Here is a 16,805-nt window from a genome sequence, read left to right as displayed (position 1 = left end):
AGGCAGCCATGTCACTTCCGCAGATATCCATTGAGAACCGAGTTGTAACGTATTTTACGCTGTTCCTTATCTTGGTCATCGGAACTTTTAGTTATTTCCGTCTTGGCCAACTCGAAGATCCCGATTTTACAGTCAAAACCGCGATCGTGATTACTCAATATCCTGGTGCAAGCCCTGAAGAAGTTGAGCTAGAGGTTACTGACCTCATAGAATCTGCGATTCAAGAACTCCCGGAACTTCGTTTTCTTACGTCTTACTCAAAAGCTGGACTTTCAATTGTAAAGGTCGAAATCAAACAGGAGTATTGGGCGGACCGCTTGCCCCAAGTTTGGGACAAGATGCGTAGCAAGGTTCGGGATGTCCATGGTCAGCTTCCGCCAGGAGCCATGACCCCAAACGTTATCGACGACTTCAGTTTTGTGTATGGGTTCGTTCTTGCGATAACGGGCGACGGTTTCTCCTACGCGCAACTGGAAGAATACGTAAAGGCGATCCGCAAAGAGCTGGCGCTTGTTCAAGGAGTTGCACGTGTCGAAACTTGGGGAGTGCAGCCAAAGGTTATTTACCTTGATGCTTCGGAACAAAAGCTTCTGGATCTCGGGGTAACGACGGAAGACTTTGTTGCAACGCTGGCACTGCAGAACCAGGTCGTTAATGCGGGGCAACTAGAGCTTGGCGATATGCGCCTTCGAATTGCGCCGACTGGAGAATTTAAAAGCCCGGAAGATATCGGGAACTTACGAGTCCGTACAAGCTTGCTGGACAAAGCTCTGGATATTCCCGCGGATTTTGCTGATGAGGCAACTCGCCCCAGAGACCGCAGTGCTGAAACAATCGCAATCAAGGACGTTGTAGATGTCAGACAAGGTTACCTGGAACCACCCATCAATGTCATGCGATTCAATGGCCAATCCGCAATTGGGATATCAATAGCCAATGTGACTGGCGGCAATATTGTAGACACAGGACGAAATTTGGATGCGGCTTTGGCCATTGTCGAGGCCAACCTTCCCTTGGGAATTGAAATGCACAAAATCGCTTGGCAGAGCGATCTCGTGACGGAAGCCATAAACGCCTTCATGATAAACTTGGGCGAAGCGGTTCTTATCGTCCTAGTCGTTGTTGCTCTGGCCATGGGTTGGCGTATGGGGCTGGTAATAGGCGGTGCGCTTATCCTGACGATCCTCGGCACCTTCATTGTAATGTCTATACTGCAAATTGATCTTCAAAGGGTTTCTCTAGGTGCGCTGGTTATTGCTCTGGGAATGATGGTCGATAACGCCATTGTAGTTGCAGATGGTATGGCTGTCCGTTTGAAGAAAGGAATGGATCGCAAGGCGGCTGCCATTGAAGCCGCTGCCCAACCGAGTTGGGCTCTTCTGGGCGCGACAGTTATCGCAATGATGGCTTTCTACCCAATCTTCGCAGCAACCGCAGATGCAGGCGAGTATGCCGGTTCACTATTTGTGGTGGTAGGGGTTTCGCTGCTGCTAAGTTGGCTTATTGCCATGACAATCACGCCATTGATGTGTGTTGATCTTATCAAGATCTCGGAAGCTGACCGAGACTCATCACGAGATCCATATGCAGGCGTTGTTTTCACGATGTTCCGCGCGGTCTTGTCTACATGCATCAGAGTGCGCTGGCTTACCGTAATTGTTATGCTGGCAGTGTTCGGATCCGCGCTTTACGGGTTCCAGTTCGTAGATCGACTCTTCTTCACTGATGCGACGCGGCAGCAGTTTATGGTCGATATCTGGGCACCTGAAGGTACGCGCATTCAACAAACTTCGGCTCTGGCAAAAAGGGTGGAAGATCACCTGGAGGGAGATGAGCGTGTTTCCGGAGTTTCCACGTTTGTAGGTTCCGGAGGCCCCAGATTCTATCTTCCCGTTGATCCAGAATTTCCCTACGAAAGCTACGCACAAGTCATTATTAACACGACCGATCTAGACAGTGTTTATAGCCTTGTCGAGGAACTAGAGCCATGGGTTGTGGATAACCTGCCTGAGGCAATGGTCCGAGTTCGAAAGTTCACAGCAGGTCCCGGTTTTACCTGGCCGTTCGAGGCAAGGTTCTCGGGCCCGGCAAATGCAGACCCGGAAGTGTTGAGGGATCTTGCGCGGCAGGGGGTGGAGATACTTCAAAAGTCGCCCTACGCAAAGGACATCCGGACCGACATGCGCAATCGAGTTCCAAAGATTGTTCCTGAGTTTGATCAGGTTACGGGTGTTTGGACCGCAACTTCTCGCGCTGATATCGCGAATGCGTCTCGCGCGGCATTTGACGGTTTGCCCGTCGGACTCTATCGCCAAAACGAAGATCTCTTGCCAATTATTGTTCGACGTGTCGACGATGAAAGGCAACGAACTGCCGAAGACTTTGAGCTTTTGCAGGTCGTTCCAGCCCTGTCTGTAAAGAACTTGCCGCTCTCTGCGGTAACAGAAGACATCAAAGTTGAGCTGGAAGACCCAATTATTGTGCGCTGGAATCGCAAGCGCGCTGTAACTATTCAGGCCAGCCCTGACGAAGTTACATTTCCAACGTTGTTCGAAAGTGTCCGTGAGGAGTTCGAGGCTATACCCTTGCCTCCCGGTTATCAGTTGGAATGGCGAGGAGAATACTTCGGGACAGTGGACAGTCAAACTTCGCTTCAGCCCGGTGCGGCGCCCGCTATCATAATTATCGTGTTTTTGATTGTGGTGCTCTTCAACGCTATTCGACCAGTTTTTGTGATCTTCTCGGTCGTCCCGCTGGCGATAATCGGTATTACCGTTGGTTTGCTAACATTCCTGCAACCCTTTTCTTTCATGGCGTTGCTTGGGGCCATGAGCCTCATCGGGTTGATGATAAAAAATGCGATTGTGTTGTTAGACGAAATCAATCTGAATAAATCGCAAGGTATGGAACAGTATGACTCGGTAATGAATGCTGCTGTTTCTCGACTAAGCCCGGTTTTGCTTGGCGCAGGTACAACGATTCTTGGGGTTCTTCCATTGATGCAGGATATCTTCTGGGTCGCCATGGCAACGACGATGGCCGTCGGATTGGCCTTTGGGACGGTGTTCACGATGATAATGATTCCGGTCTTCTACTCGATTTACTATCGTGTGAAGGAGCCAGCAACGTAACTAATTGGGGTTATCTTTCCAGCCGGTAAAGCAACCAAAGGCGAGAACAACGATACCCTCTACATCGGGGCAGAGATGACTATCGATTTCTTTCAGCTTTTCTCAGCCAACTCGGTGTTGGTCGTTTTTACGATCATTGCCATCGGTTACGTGATAGGCAACGTCAAAATTGGTCAATTCGAGATAGGGATTACCGGCGGTGTTTTGCTGTGCGCTTTGGTTTTCGGTCATTTTGGATTTCAAATTGATCCGATCGTCCAATCAATCGGGTTTACTTTGTTCATCTACTCGGTTGGATGGCAAGCGGGTCCTCAAATTATTAACGTGTTGCGCCAAGATGGCCTCAGCTATTTGACCATCGCACTATTTATGTCACTGGGCTCTTTTGCATTAGTGGTTGGACTGGCGCTTGTGGTCGACTTGGAAAACGCGCTTGCCGCTGGTTTGATGGCAGGGGCATTGACGAGTACTCCTACACTTGTAGGGGCGCAGAACGCTGTAGAAGCCGGGTTGGTTCCAATTCCGGCCGGTTCAACTTCTGAGGCGATAATCGAGAGCATCAGTGTAGGATACGCGATTACATATATCTTTGGTACCGTGGGTCTTTTGCTGCTTGTTAAGCTATTACCAAGCCTGCTTAAAATTGATCTGGTTGAAAAGGCGCAAGATTTTGCGAAGGAACGCGGCTTTGTTGCTGAGGATTCAGCAAAGGAGGCCGAGCGCCCAATTTTACGGGCTTACGAGGTTCCATCTGTCGATTACGAAAAGAAAACCGTAGCTCAAGCATCATCCGATTTTTTGTCTCAATATCAAGACTATGGCGCCATCTATAAGTTAAAGCGCGGCAACGACATAATCGACGTGTCGCCAGACACAACTCTTGAGCCTGGTGACAAACTCGCATTTTTTTGCTCGCCGAAACTACATGAGAAAATTCGGGAGGAAATGAAGCTCGGCCGCGAAGTGCTAGACGAAGACTTGGTAGACGCTGTGGTCGACGTTGTTGAAGTGGTTGTCAATTCCAGCTTCGCAGTCGGTCAAACGATCGGGCAGCTTGCAATCCAACAAGAGCATGGGTGCCGACTGACGCGATTGACACGCTCGCAAATAGAAATGCCGCTGTCACCTTCGACAAGGGTCCAACGTGGCGACGTGATGTATTTGACCGGCGAGCGTGCCGCTTTGCAGCAGTTAGTTTCGATATTGGGGGTAGAAGAGCGGGCCGCAGTGGAAACCGACTTGTTGACATTTGCAGCCGGAATAGTCGTAGGGCTGTTTATTGGTCAGATAACAGTAAGAATTGGTGGAATTGACGTAGGAATAGGTAATGCCGGCGGTCTACTTGTTTCAGGGATAGCAGTTGGCTTTCTCAGGGCCAACCGCCCAACGTTTGGTCGTATGCCAGCTGCGGCGCGCTTTATTCTTATGGAGCTAGGGTTGCTGTTTTTTATGGTTGGCGTTGGCCTAAATGCCGGCGGTGGCATAATCGAAGCTCTTGGTGCAGTCGGGCCGAAACTATTTCTTTGTGGTGTTGTCGTGACGTGCATCCCACTATTGGTTGGATATGCATTTGGGCGGATCGTTCTGAACATGAATCCAGCCTTACTTTTAGGGGCTCTCACTGGTGCAATGACAAGCACACCAGCTCTCGGGATTGTTCAACAAGCGGCGAAGAGTTCCGTTCCATCCCTTGGCTATGCAGGAACTTACGCGCTTGCCAATGTACTTTTAACGGCTCTTGGAACACTAATCATGCTGCTTTGATAGTTATTCGAGCTACTTAGTGTGAGTCCCATATAGGCTGACAAGTCTCGCGATTAGTATTGCTTGGAAAAGAACTCCTACAACCGCTTCTAAGATTGACCAGATTTGAACAACCGCGTTGTTGGAGGTTATGTCTCCATAACCGAGGGTTGTGAGTGTCATAAAGCTTAAATATATGTAACTACTCCACTTTTCAGATCCGTTAGGCTCTCCAAAATCTAGAGCATGTGGCAAAACTGTATGTATTATTGAAAAAATCAGTGCCCAAGCAATGCCGATCAATAGATAGCAGGACACAGCATCGGCAATGACTTTCAGGTTAATATAGTCGGCTGCAATAATGGCTTTCATCAAACTGATGAACGCAAGTACCAACAATAATAGGGACAAAATATACCCTACTATGAACCAAGCGTCTCCGAAATCTAATGCGCCAGTTAAACGAACGAGTAGAGTTGCCAAAGCTGCCGCTATTGCTGCCATTTGTACTGTGGGACGAACTGCCAAAGAAAGAACAGCGCTCGTTAGCACTAGGCAAAAAATCACATCCAGAACTCTTTGCCCAAGGACAAAACTCTCCAGCAGTGGAGACATCACGATCATGAGTAGCAACGAGGCTAACAACAAGTAAGAGTTATGCTGCATAAGCATGCTGTTTCAATTCATGGCCTAGTCATTGAGGCGCGGTTGGTCTTTCATACTATATCGTCGGGAAGATTTCGGTGTCATCGCGTTAGTCTCAGCGCACCTCTGTGTTGCTAAAACAGTTTTGTTCGACTATGTGCCGCTATCCCGTGCGAAAGAAACCACAGGATGAACGTGCGTGAGCCGCGTTCCTTTTTGAGTTTTAGCTAAACACCTATTTTGGCGTATACCAAATGGGGGAAGTGTAAGCGCGGTCCCGCAATTGCATCCGAGTGCCTTCCGGCATTTGGACATTGAAGAACTTCGCGTCGTAAGCTGTCCACCGAGGCGTCGGAATCTCTATCACACGAACATAGTAAAATGCTCGCTTTTCTGGATCAAATTCCGGGTCAATCCAGTAACCGGTTAATAACGGCTCACCTATCGTGTTGGTGTAAGAGGCATCCGCTACATTGACAGTGTTGCCGACATCTCCATCACAGGCGTGATCGACGACAGCCCGATCACCGCAGGCTACGTCAAAGATTTTCTCTGAAGTCGTGCCGTCGTCGTTCAACCAGCCTTTCACGATCTGAATGCGATCAAGATTGGCACCGTCGGGATCACGCAGAGCACGGATCATCAGTGTCGGAGAGCTGCCACTTGGCGCGTCGGTCAGGTCGCCACCCATCGGCACCCCGCGGGCATAGCCGGTACGGGCAAAGTCAGGGCGCGAAACCTCTTCAGCGTTGAAATCCCAGCCCGCGAAAACTCGAACAGAAAGGCGCGTTCCGGAAGTTGCATAAGTTTCCTTCCGAGCCATAGCGTCCCAGATTGACTCGCGGGTATTTTCCCTTGCCCAAACAGCTGCAAGACCCGAAGCACCGACGTCGGCTTCCATGATAGACAATGCGGGGTCGTCGGCTGCAACAAGCGGGTGGAAAGCACGGTCAGGAGCGGGCTCTACGAATGAAGCCTTTGAAAAATTGTTCTCTTCGCGCGAAGTGGGCAGGGCAGTATGATTGTCTGTTGAACCGATCATTCCGAATTTGAAGGGGTTAACGCCAAGGTTTGCCTCTGCCATAAGGCCGGTCTTCAAGGCCTCGCGAGCGTATTCAGCAGGGAGCATCTCAGGCGTCTTTGCGCCCTGACCGTTTAGATTGCCAGCGTCGATCGTCTCAAAGTCGGCGAACGCATCGTCTGGGGACAAAAGCGGGTGGGCCTCACCATCACCTTTTTGTTGGGTAACTTCCGCCAAAGGCTCCCAACGAATGCGCTTGGCCGCGTAGTTCGCGTCGATTGGTTCCCCTGACAGATTTGACCCGTCAATGGTCTCTAATGCGAACATAAGCCCATTCGACAAATTACCGTTGTGCGGGATCGCAAGGACCTGACCGCCGGTTTTCTCTTCATAAGCCGCCATGTAGTCCCATAAATCTTCGGGATCGGTGGAGTCGTATTGCGAAAATGGGAACACTTGGGAAGTGCGATCTTTGCCATCACGGAAGATCACAACGCGATGCATGTTGTTGCCGCCGGGGTGAGACGTCCATTCGAAGCCATGAAATGTGGTGAATGTTCCAGGCTGGTAGTATTCGTCAGCGTTGGTTGTTGCACTATCCCATGCCGTTGCGAGCAGTTTTGGCTCGTTGATCAAGTCGGTATCATTAGCGCGCAGCCACTCAAGAAATGCGTCATATCCGTTGCCGGATTTAACCATATCATGCCAGCGTTTACCGGTCTCGTTGGCCAGAATTAGCGGGTCCGAGCGACGGATAAAATCTGCGAGGCCGAGGTTTTCGGCATGATCGGCCATCACTACAAAGTCGAGAGGGCGGATCAGTTTTACCCTCCAACCGAGCGCGCTTGTCACCTCTTCGCCACGTGATACGCGATACCCGGCATCCTGATCCAACACTCCGCCTGCCATACCTGAATCTGCAGACCACGAGGAGTGCAAGTGCGTATCACCGAAAAGAACACGGTTAGGAAAATGGTCGTCGACATAAGGTGAGTATTCAGCCTTTGGCTCATCGACTAAATCAGCGGGTGGCAAGAGGTCTTGCGCAGGGGCTGAGGTCGTCGCGGCGACCAGCGTTGTGATTGAAATTGCGGTGGCAAAACTGAGCTTCATTTAGGGCCTCCATTTCCACGTTTTCGAGCGAAGGTTTTGTTAGGACCTTAGGGACGCTGGTCGCTCGCAAGTTATGGTTTCCTCTTAAGGGTCCAATTCAACTTCGACTTTCTTCAAAACTCCTGGGAAGTCGAATGGCACATGATAGTCTTCGCTCACTGGTTCTCCTGCGTCAGAGCCAATATCGAAGGTCTCGTCGAGAGATATCCGGTAGCCCATTGTCCGTTCGACCCGGCCCTCACCCACAAGTGTATCGTCTACAAAGAGTTTTCCTGTCCCGCCAAGGCCGACACCTCCACCGTCGTATTCGAACTCGTAGCGAATAATATGCTCGCCCGGCGTAAGGACATCTCCCACTATGTTGTACCGCTCAAGGTTGGCGACATTGTAGGTGTAGATTGGCTTTCCTCCCAACACATAGAGCGCCCATCCTCCAAATCGTCCACCTTGTGTGACGAGCATTCCGTCAGTCTCACCCTCGCCAATTTCAACATGCGCGGTGATCGTATGTGACTTGTTCTTGAAGTCGGGTGCAGTGCCTTCCGGGATACGTCGCATGTTGTCGAAATATGTGAACTTCGAACGACCTTGCGTCAGGCTTGGACGGAGCGCTACGTCCAGCCTGTCGACCTTGTCGTTGTCGATTGGAAGGACATTGTATTTGGCGGCTTCACCATAGAATAAGATCTGCAACTCGGCCAATTTCTCGGGGTTTTCGTTAGCTAAGTTGTTGGCCTGCGAGAAGTCCTCTTGGACATTATAAAGTTCCCACATCCAATCATTGATCACGTCGCTTTTCTGGGTGACGCTAATCCAGGGAGCTTCCGGCGGGGTAGTGGTGGCTACCCACCCGTCGCTGTAAATCGCGCGGTTGCCCATCATCTCAAAATACTGAGTGCGACGAGTTGATGGGGCGTCGGCATTATCGAAAGCGTAAACCATGCTGGTGCCTTCAATTTCAGATTGCGCGACGCCGTTTATTGATGTCGGCGCTGGGATCCCTACCGCTTCAAGGATTGTCGGCATGATGTCGATTACATGGTGGAACTGCCTTCGCACTTCGCCTCTGGCTTCTATCCCCGCTGGCCAGCGAATGATCATTCCGTTACGTGTGCCTCCGAAATGGCTGGCAACTTGTTTGGTCCATTGGAATGGCGTGTTCATGGCGTGCGCCCAAGCTGAAGGGAAGTGACCAAAGGTATTTGGCCCTCCCAGCTCATCCATTCTCGCGTATGTATCTTCGAAAGGTACAGCGATGTTGTTGAAGAAAGTCATTTCATTCAACAGGCCATCCGGACTGCCTTCGGCGCTCGCTCCGTTGTCGCCCATCAAGTAGATAATGAGGGTGTTATCCAACTCACCGGTCTCCTCAACAGCGTCGATGATCCGGTTAATTTGATGGTCCATATGGGCAAGAGCGCCAGCGTAGACCTCCATCATTCGTGCGTAGAGTTCTTTTTGTTGGTTGTTCAGTGAATCCCAAGCACGCAGTTGCTCAGGTCTCGGAGTTAGAATGGTATCTTCAGGGATTATTCCCAGTTCTTTCTGCCTGGCGAACGACTCTTCACGGACCTTGTCCCAACCTTGATCGAATTGTCCTTTGAATTTTTCGATCCATTCCTTTGGAGCGTGGTGTGGTGCGTGCGAAGTGCCGGGCGCATAGTAAACGAAAAACGGTTTTTCCGGCGCAAGTGCATGTTGTTCGCGAATATAGTTGATAGCCCGATCCGCCATGTCCACGTCTAGGTGATAGTCTTCGGTGTTGGGCGGTTCGATCGGTTTGGTTCCATCGAAAATAGCAGGGGTAAACTGGCTTGTATCGCCACCAATGAAACCGAAGAATTGTTCAAAGCCCAAGCCGGTCGGCCACAGATCAAAAGGTCCGACTTGGCTCGACTGCCAATCAGGAACATTGTGGTTCTTACCGTACCATGCGGTATTGTAGCCGTTTCCCTTGAGAATTTCTGCAATAGTTCCGTTTTCCTTAGGCATGAGGGAGTTGTAGCCTGGGAAGCCGGTGCCGATTTCCATTATTACACCGGTCGCGTTCGAATGGTGATTGCGCCCCGATATCAACGCAGCCCGGGTTGGCGAGCATAGTGCGGTTGTATGCATCTGGATGAAACGTAGTCCGTCTTCGGCTATTCGATCATACGCTTCTGTTGGGACGGGTCCGCCAAATGCTGTGGGTGCCCCGAACCCAACGTCATCGGGCATAATTAGAAGAATGTTGGGCGCACCTTCCGGGGCGACGACTTGCCTCGGAAAGTCCAGACTGGAATCGCCAGTTCTTAGGCCGATATGACCATTGAATTTAGTTAAAGGGATCGGCAAAACTGAGCGGTCCCAGTCATCCTGCGACATAGATGGCGTTGCACACAAAGACAGCAAGCTCGCCAAAATTACACCTTGTGCTGCACCCAAGTTCGGCAACCTCATGTGTTTTCCCTTCTGATTTAATTGCTCAAACGGTCTTCTCAGGTGACCGTTCACATCGAATGAATGTTGGTAGCCGGCGATCTGCCTTTGTTTCAGGTGCCAAGAACTCTACGGTTGGGTGTTGGTCTCTTTGCACGCTGTGCCGGTGTTTATTTGGCAGCTTTGACCGTCATCACTGTCACAGTTGAACTAATTTTCACTGCTAGAGTTGCTCGAAACTTTAGCAGTGTTAGCAAATGGAACTTGAGCGCTTTGATTAACAGGCTACTCAGGGTTTAGTTTGCTTCGGGTAACGACGCCAAACTACTTTAAGGTTAGGCAATCCGATGCTGAACGCCGCACGACACCTTGCTCCTCTCGTACCGTCGCATCTTTGGCTAGGTCAAAACATGTGCACAATTGGGTGAATTATTTGTCGTGCCTGTTGATTTTGCACGTTATTTTAACATCCCAAAAGTGCAAACCTACGCTTTGGTGGAGGTTTGGGCGACCCTTTATTGGTCGACTCGTCCGTCTTCTTTTAGTGAACCAAACTCTTCAACTTATCCTCATGAAGTTAAGAACTGCGCAAAGTTGTATCGTTAGAAAGTCAACTTCGCGGACGTTCGGCAAAGGCCAAATCCTGCTCCCGCAACCAGCGTCAGAAATCCCCTACACAGCCCGGTCAGACTACAATTGATCCCCCGGATCAATTGCTTAACGTCTTCACCGCGCCAGGCTCACAACCTCAAAGAAAGTGGGCCAAAGCATACTCCAAAGACCACTTGGGTCGAACTCGTTGTCAAACAAGCCGCCGCAAGGCGGCCTTGTTAATTCTGGGCCGGTGCAGAAACGCGACTACGGAACTCACCAGTCGACGGACGTCTTCAGGCAATCGTCGGACCGGGGATCGCCGAGACCGTGCGCAGTCAGAGCGGGACAGGTGAGAAGCCCGCGGCGAAGCGGCTAGCCTCCGATAAAAGGCATCGCGCGGATACGAACCTGAAAGCGATGGGCCTTCTCCCGCAAGACCGGGGGGAAGGAGCGGGGGCCGGATATTGTCTGACGGAAAGTGGGGGTGTAGCGGAGCTAGATCGACCCCTGCAAGCTACTCGCTTGCGACCAATTCGACGCGGTACTTGGCTTGCGGCGGCAAACAGTTAAGGTCAATTACCGCTAGCATGGCAATCTGTCGCAAGTTCTATAATAAAAACGCGGATTGGGATTTCTCTAGTATTTGGAGATCAAGCAACAAAGAACTTTCAAACTTGTTTTGTGTACTACCGACCTTGTATCACCAAATCTTTGTTAACTGCCGTGGTTTTCCCGGAAACTACGTCGGATTGAACTCAAAAGCGGCCCGATGACATAGTCGGCAACGCTTGCTTCACCGGTTTGCAGCATAACCTCTACGGGCATTCCTGAGACGAGTTCGACGTCCTGTAAATCTGCGAGTTCGGCAGGTAAAACCTCAACCTTTGCCAAATAATAGGGTTGCCCTGTATTTTCGTCGACTATGCGGTCTGCGGAAATTGAGCGCATCAAACCGAATATCTGTGGCATGTTGCGTTGTTGATACGCAGTAAGATGAATACGGGCAGGCATACCAATACTTACGACATCTATATCAATCGGGTTGACTCGGGCGTCGATTATCAAAGGAACCTTCGAAGGTACGATATCCAAGATCGGTTCACCGTTTCGGACGACCCCAGAAAGAGTAGTGATCCGCACATTCATTACCTTACCTTCAATCGGAGAGCGTATTTCCGTTCTATCGACCACATCCCTGTGCCATCGTATTTCGCTTTCCAACTCGGCTAGAGTACGTTTCATTTCCGACAATTCCATGGTGGAGTCTTCTATCTCCTGCTGAACCATGGCCAGTAATTGCAATTCGGTTTCACCGATCTTTTGATTGTTGCGGGCGATCTGCGCTTTACTGGTAGCACGCTCAATCGTGATGTCTGCGGCTGCGCGTTTCAGGGCCAGTAGTCGGTACTTCCTTTCTAGACCTTTCCCCAGCAGGCTTGTTACACCTTGGATTTCTTCCTCAATTAAATGTGTTTTTTCGTCCAAGCCGACGATCGTTTTCTTAAGTCCGAGGTTTTCTTCGTCGAGCTGTTTGATGCGTTTGCGCAGTATGTTGTCGCGGCCTTTTTGTGTCGTAATTCGCCGCGTCAGAAGTTCTTGTTGATCGGAAATTGCGCGTGTTAATTCAGCTTCATCGGATACATTCTCGCTGTTCGGGACGACCAATATTTCGGAACCGTCTAATTCAGCTTTGAGGCGGGCGACCCTCGCCAGCAGGTGCGTGTACCGCTTTACCAATTCGTCAAGTCGGGCACGTGCCTGCACGTCGTCGAGAGTTAAAAGAACCTGACCTTTGGTCACCTTGTCCCCTTCCCTCACGTGAATAGATTTTATGATTCCGCCCTCCAGATGTTGAACGGTTTTGCGGTACCCTTCTGGACTGACTACTCCTGGTGCAATGGCTGCGCCTTCCAGCCGGGCGCTGAATGACCAGGTCACCAAACCAAACACCAGCCCGATTGCGACGATGTACCCCGTGCGAAGCGGCGCGCGCGTGAGATCTCTAAGGTTCGATGTTGAGTCTGTGACCGCTTTGTGTCGAATTGAGCGGAGGAGTAATGTCAGAAGCACCAACGTGAGCAATAAAATAATTGCCGCGATCCACCTCGGGTCAACGGCGGGTGGTAGCTTTTCTAAGATCCAATCCAACCAGTCGGCTGGAATTGCACCCAAAATACCATCAAGCACCGAAGCACAGAAAGCCTTCACGTTTTCCTGTAACTCTTCCCAAAAACTCATTGGCGAACCACCTTACTCTGCTACTGCGTTGTTGCCGCTGCTAGATTGCACCGTCCGCACGGTTTGATAGGCTGGAGCTTGGCCTCTGATCTGCAAAATTTTCTCACGCGGGCCAAATGCGGCGACAGATCCGTCTTTGAGAACCAGAACTTTGTCTGCAGTCCTGAGCCCCGCGGGACGATGGGTCACAACTACGACGGTGCGACCAAGATTCTTGGAGCGCGCAAGAGCTGCAGCAAGGGCTGCATCGCCTTCCTGATCGAGGTTCGAGCTGGGCTCATCCAAGACGATAAACGACGGGTCACCCAGTAGAGCACGAGCAAGTCCCAGCCTTTGCCTTTGACCACCAGAGATACGCCCGCCGTGCAAGCCAACGTCTGTTTCGTACCCATGTGGTAACCGCAAAACGAGATCGTGAACTCCTGCTTCTTTGGCGGCCTTGATTACCATCGAGTCGTCGACGTCTCGCATTCGGGCAATGTTCTGGGCTACGGTGCCTGGAAAGAGCTCTACATTTTGGGGCAGATAGCCCAGCCACGGCCCTAGATTTTCGGGGTTCCAATTTCCGACGTCTGCACCGTCAAGCCTTACATGGCCGCGTGTTGGTTGCCAGGCTCCGACCAATAAACGACACAAGGTCGATTTGCCCGAACCGGAAGGCCCAAAAACGACTAGTGTCTCGCCGGGCTCAAGAGCGAAAGAGATGTTCTCCAGAATCGGTTCGCCCGAATAGGGTGCGAGACAATAGACCTCTTCCACCTGCAATTGGCCGAGAGGCTTTGGTAAGTTGACTTCATAATCGGGAGCAAATTCACCCGCAAAGTGATCCCTGAGACGGGTGATAGCGGTACGCGCTGCCACGAAACCTTTCCAAGCACTTATTGAACGCTCGATAGGAGCAAGTGCCCTGCCCAGAACAATTGAGGCAGCGATCATCCCTCCGGCAGTCAGATTGCCTTGAAGGACAAAATACGCGCCAAGTCCCAGTATCATGACTTGCAAGGCAAGGCGTAGCGCTCGTGATGCGCTGACAAGGCCCGAGGTTTTTTCCTTCAGGTTCTGGTGCTCACGTCGGGCACCTGCCTGAAAAGACTGCCAACGACCAAGCAAGGCATCACCCATTCCCAGAGGGCGGATGGTTTCACCACTCTCAAGAAACTGCTGCGCTGCCGTATCACTTTGGCGAAGCTTGGCACTTATTTCCTTGTTGGGATTGCGTGTCAGAATGTCATTTGTAAGCGCAAACAGAAAGAGAACGATAGTACTGCAAAGCGCAAAGACACCAAGTCCAGGGTGGAGTAACCAAATGAACGCAATAAAGATCGGTGTCCAGAGTGCATCAAAAAAGGCAAGGACTGCGTCTCCGCCCAGAAATGACCTGAGGTTGGCAACATCGTTCAGGCTGGCCTTTGGGTTGCCGCCAGTCAGCCGGTCAGACATGGCTTTTCTGAGGGTCGGTTCGCTGAGTTCTGATTCAACCCAGAAACTTGCACGACCTAAGATCATCCGTCGTACTTGCTCTAGTATTCCGTAAATGATCAGCGCAAAAAGTGCGACAACCGTCAGCCAGACCAGAGTGTCGAAAGACCCGGTGGTCAGAACCCTGTCATAGATCTGCAGCATGTAAATAGCGCTCACCAGAAGTAGCAGGTTTACGACACAGCTTACGATCAGTAGCGGCGGGAAAAGCCGCTTCACGGCTTTTCTGGTGGTGTCGACGATATTTGTATCGGGATTGGCATTCATGAACGTGGCACTCTGTAACAAGGGTTTGGTACGGCTGTGAGGATGTGCAAACCCGGCAAGGCGCCGGGTCTGCGCGTTTCACTGCTTTGTCAGGCGACAACCGGTTCGAGGTCGATTGTGAACCCGTCAGTGTCCGTATCCGAGTCACCGTCGGTTTCGGTCGCATTTAGGGTCATCTCTAACGATTCGGGATTGAACTCCTGCGAGGTCGTGAACTCGATGACCGGGATCTTGATGGTCCCTTGACCCATAAAGAGCTGGATCGCGTCGATGTTGTTCGGTCCTGTTGGATCACCGATCACAAAGCTTTCCTGACCACCGGCTTCAGACGACAGATCGCCGTCCAACACCTCAATCGGGCCGCTAGTGGGTGTGCCATCGCTATAGTAGATCGTGTACCACAGATCCTCTGGCGGGTTATCATACCCGCCCACGGAGTTGTCGATGAAGACCTTCACGGCGCTGACGTCAAAATCGGTCGGGTCGACGACGAAGCTTTCATCAACCTTGCCGCCCGAGGTCGTGTCGCCATCAATGCCGTGGTTGGCGTTACCGTTCAAATTGTTATTGCCATTCCCGATGCCCGAGGTGCTGACATTCATCTGTTCCGCACTGAGGAATGTCGCGCTACCCTCCCAGTTGGCTTCAAGAGTATTTAGGAACGGTTGGATCTCGCCAGGTGTCGAGGTTGGCTCGACCGCCGCGAACACGATGCTTTCTGTATCGATCGTAAGCGTCCGCACCGGATCCGGGCCACCCGCATCAAGGCTGCCATCTGCCGTGGACAGTTCGACCACCGAACCCGGCGGTGTAGACACCTGAAGATCATAGGTGGTTGGGCTGTCGAATTCTATGGTGAAATCCACTGTTTCATCGACGCCATCACCATTAAAGTCATCGGTGATTGAGCCAGAGAACAAGTTGGGATTAACCAAGTCCTGGGTCAAATCGGCGTTGACCACGACAGTACCATTATCGTCGATCTCGTAGCTGACCAGTTCAATGTCCAACGAGTCAAACGCGTCAGCGCCGGGCGAATCCGACCACGTGCCTTGCGCACCCGCTTCATAACTTCCCGATGCGTCGTTGACAGTGATCTGCGGCCCGTCATCGGTGAACGAGATTTTTTGGGTGAGGTCGACATAGTCCGTCGCGGTGTCTGCGGCGGTTTCAGCATCGCTGAGGGTGCCGACCAGACGGATCGCATCGGTCAGGGCCGCGCCCAATCCGGTGACATCCGAGGCATAGCCCGAGGTATCTGCCGAACTGTGCTCGACCGCCCGTTCCTGGGTCAGCGTCACTGCGCCGGTGCTGCTGTTGACTGAGACCGAGAACACAACGTCGCCGGTTGCGGCGTCTGTGGCATTCGTGCCTTCGCGCCCAACAATGTCACCGAGTTCGTCAAACAGGAACACAGTGTTGCCAGTGGCAGTGTCTTTCAGGGTCACCGACCCGGCATTGCTGCCCAGTTCCAGACTGTAGACCAGCGCGCCCAAGCCATCTTCGCCCGGATCATTCATGGTCACGTTGAACAGATCGCCCACGCCTTCGGTGTCCGTATCCGGCCCACCCGTCAGATCGGCGTCATCCGTCTGCAGGGCTTGGCCTGCCAACTCCATTGCGAAGGCCGGCCCGTCATCGGTGAACGAGATTTTTTGGGTGAGGTCGACAGAGGCCGACGCGGTGTCTGCGGCGGTCTCGGCATCGCTGAGGGTGCCGACGAGATTGATCGCATCGGTCAGGCCCGCGCCCAACCCGGTGATATCCGAGGCATAGCCCGAGGTATCTGCCGAACTGTGCTCGACCGCCCGTTCCTGGGTCAGCGTCACTGCGCCGGTGCTGCTGTTGACTGAGACCGAGAACACAACGTCGCCGGTTGCGGCGTCTGTGGCATTCGTGCCTTCGCGCCCAACAATGTCACCGAGTTCGTCAAACAGGAACACAGTGTTGCCAGTGGCAGTGTCTTTCAGGGTCACCGACCCGGCATTGCTGCCCAGTTCCAGACTGTAGACCAGCGCGCCCAAGCCATCTTCGCCCGGATCATTCATGGTCACGTTGAACAGATCGCCCACACCTTTGGTGTCCGTATCCGGACCACCGGTCAGAGCAGCATCATCCGTCTGCAGGGCTTGGCCTGCCAACTCCATTGCGAAGGC

The 16,805-nt window shown here is 51.9% G+C and carries 8 protein-coding genes; 2 read left to right on the top strand and 6 right to left on the bottom strand.

Going from position 1 to position 16,805, the window contains the following annotated elements:
- Positions 1–8 precede the first annotated feature (8 nt).
- Positions 9–3,131 (top strand): efflux RND transporter permease subunit, encoded by a 3,123-nt coding sequence (locus GOW48_RS21370; protein ID WP_170756097.1) that lies wholly within the window; start codon positions 9–11, stop codon positions 3,129–3,131.
- Between the two features lie 75 nt (positions 3,132–3,206).
- Positions 3,207–4,895: an aspartate:alanine exchanger family transporter gene (locus tag GOW48_RS21365; RefSeq protein ID WP_170756096.1), complete on the top strand. Its 1,689-nt coding sequence runs from the start codon at positions 3,207–3,209 to the stop codon at positions 4,893–4,895.
- Between the two features lie 12 nt (positions 4,896–4,907).
- Here GOW48_RS21365 and GOW48_RS21360 read toward each other — a convergent pair whose 3' ends face one another.
- From GOW48_RS21360 to GOW48_RS21335, 6 genes are all read right to left on the bottom strand, one after another.
- Complete coding sequence (locus tag GOW48_RS21360) at positions 4,908–5,540, bottom strand: potassium channel family protein (protein ID WP_170756095.1); 633 nt, start codon at positions 5,538–5,540, stop codon at positions 4,908–4,910.
- 214 nt (positions 5,541–5,754) lie between these two features.
- Positions 5,755–7,653 (bottom strand): DUF3604 domain-containing protein, encoded by a 1,899-nt coding sequence (locus tag GOW48_RS21355; protein ID WP_170756094.1) that lies wholly within the window; start codon positions 7,651–7,653, stop codon positions 5,755–5,757.
- Positions 7,654–7,737: 84 nt separating this feature from the next.
- Positions 7,738–10,092, bottom strand: a complete 2,355-nt coding sequence (locus tag GOW48_RS21350; RefSeq protein ID WP_170756093.1) for an arylsulfatase — start codon at positions 10,090–10,092, stop codon at positions 7,738–7,740.
- A 1,287-nt stretch (positions 10,093–11,379) separates the two neighbouring features.
- Positions 11,380–12,903 carry an HlyD family type I secretion periplasmic adaptor subunit gene (locus GOW48_RS21345; RefSeq protein WP_170756092.1) on the bottom strand — a complete coding sequence of 508 codons (1,524 nt, stop codon included), beginning with the start codon at positions 12,901–12,903 and terminating at the stop codon, positions 11,380–11,382.
- 12 nt (positions 12,904–12,915) lie between these two features.
- The gene (locus tag GOW48_RS21340; protein WP_170756091.1) at positions 12,916–14,649 is read right to left on the bottom strand and encodes a type I secretion system permease/ATPase; all 1,734 of its coding nucleotides are present in this window, start codon (positions 14,647–14,649) and stop codon (positions 12,916–12,918) included.
- Positions 14,650–14,738: 89 nt separating this feature from the next.
- The coding region (locus tag GOW48_RS21335; RefSeq protein WP_214648699.1) for a DUF5801 repeats-in-toxin domain-containing protein at positions 14,739–16,805 on the bottom strand (2,067 nt) is incomplete at its 5' end.

The organism is Ruegeria lacuscaerulensis (assembly GCF_013033355.1).
Lineage (GTDB): Bacteria > Pseudomonadota > Alphaproteobacteria > Rhodobacterales > Rhodobacteraceae > Ruegeria > Ruegeria lacuscaerulensis_A.
The sequence above is the reverse complement of the archived record's forward strand: the minus strand, read 5'-3'. Positions and strand labels throughout refer to the sequence as shown.

Excerpts from the sequence above, each read along its gene's own strand:
- GOW48_RS21340 (WP_170756091.1), bottom strand. The coding sequence starts at position 14,649 with ATGAATGCCAATCCCGATACAAATATCGTCGACACCACCAGAAAAGCC.
- GOW48_RS21360 (WP_170756095.1), bottom strand. The coding sequence starts at position 5,540 with ATGCAGCATAACTCTTACTTGTTGTTAGCCTCGTTGCTACTCATGATC.
- GOW48_RS21355 (WP_170756094.1), bottom strand. The coding sequence starts at position 7,653 with ATGAAGCTCAGTTTTGCCACCGCAATTTCAATCACAACGCTGGTCGCC.
- GOW48_RS21350 (WP_170756093.1), bottom strand. The coding sequence starts at position 10,092 with ATGAGGTTGCCGAACTTGGGTGCAGCACAAGGTGTAATTTTGGCGAGC.
- GOW48_RS21345 (WP_170756092.1), bottom strand. The coding sequence starts at position 12,903 with ATGAGTTTTTGGGAAGAGTTACAGGAAAACGTGAAGGCTTTCTGTGCT.
- GOW48_RS21370 (WP_170756097.1), top strand. The coding sequence starts at position 9 with ATGTCACTTCCGCAGATATCCATTGAGAACCGAGTTGTAACGTATTTT.
- GOW48_RS21365 (WP_170756096.1), top strand. The coding sequence starts at position 3,207 with ATGACTATCGATTTCTTTCAGCTTTTCTCAGCCAACTCGGTGTTGGTC.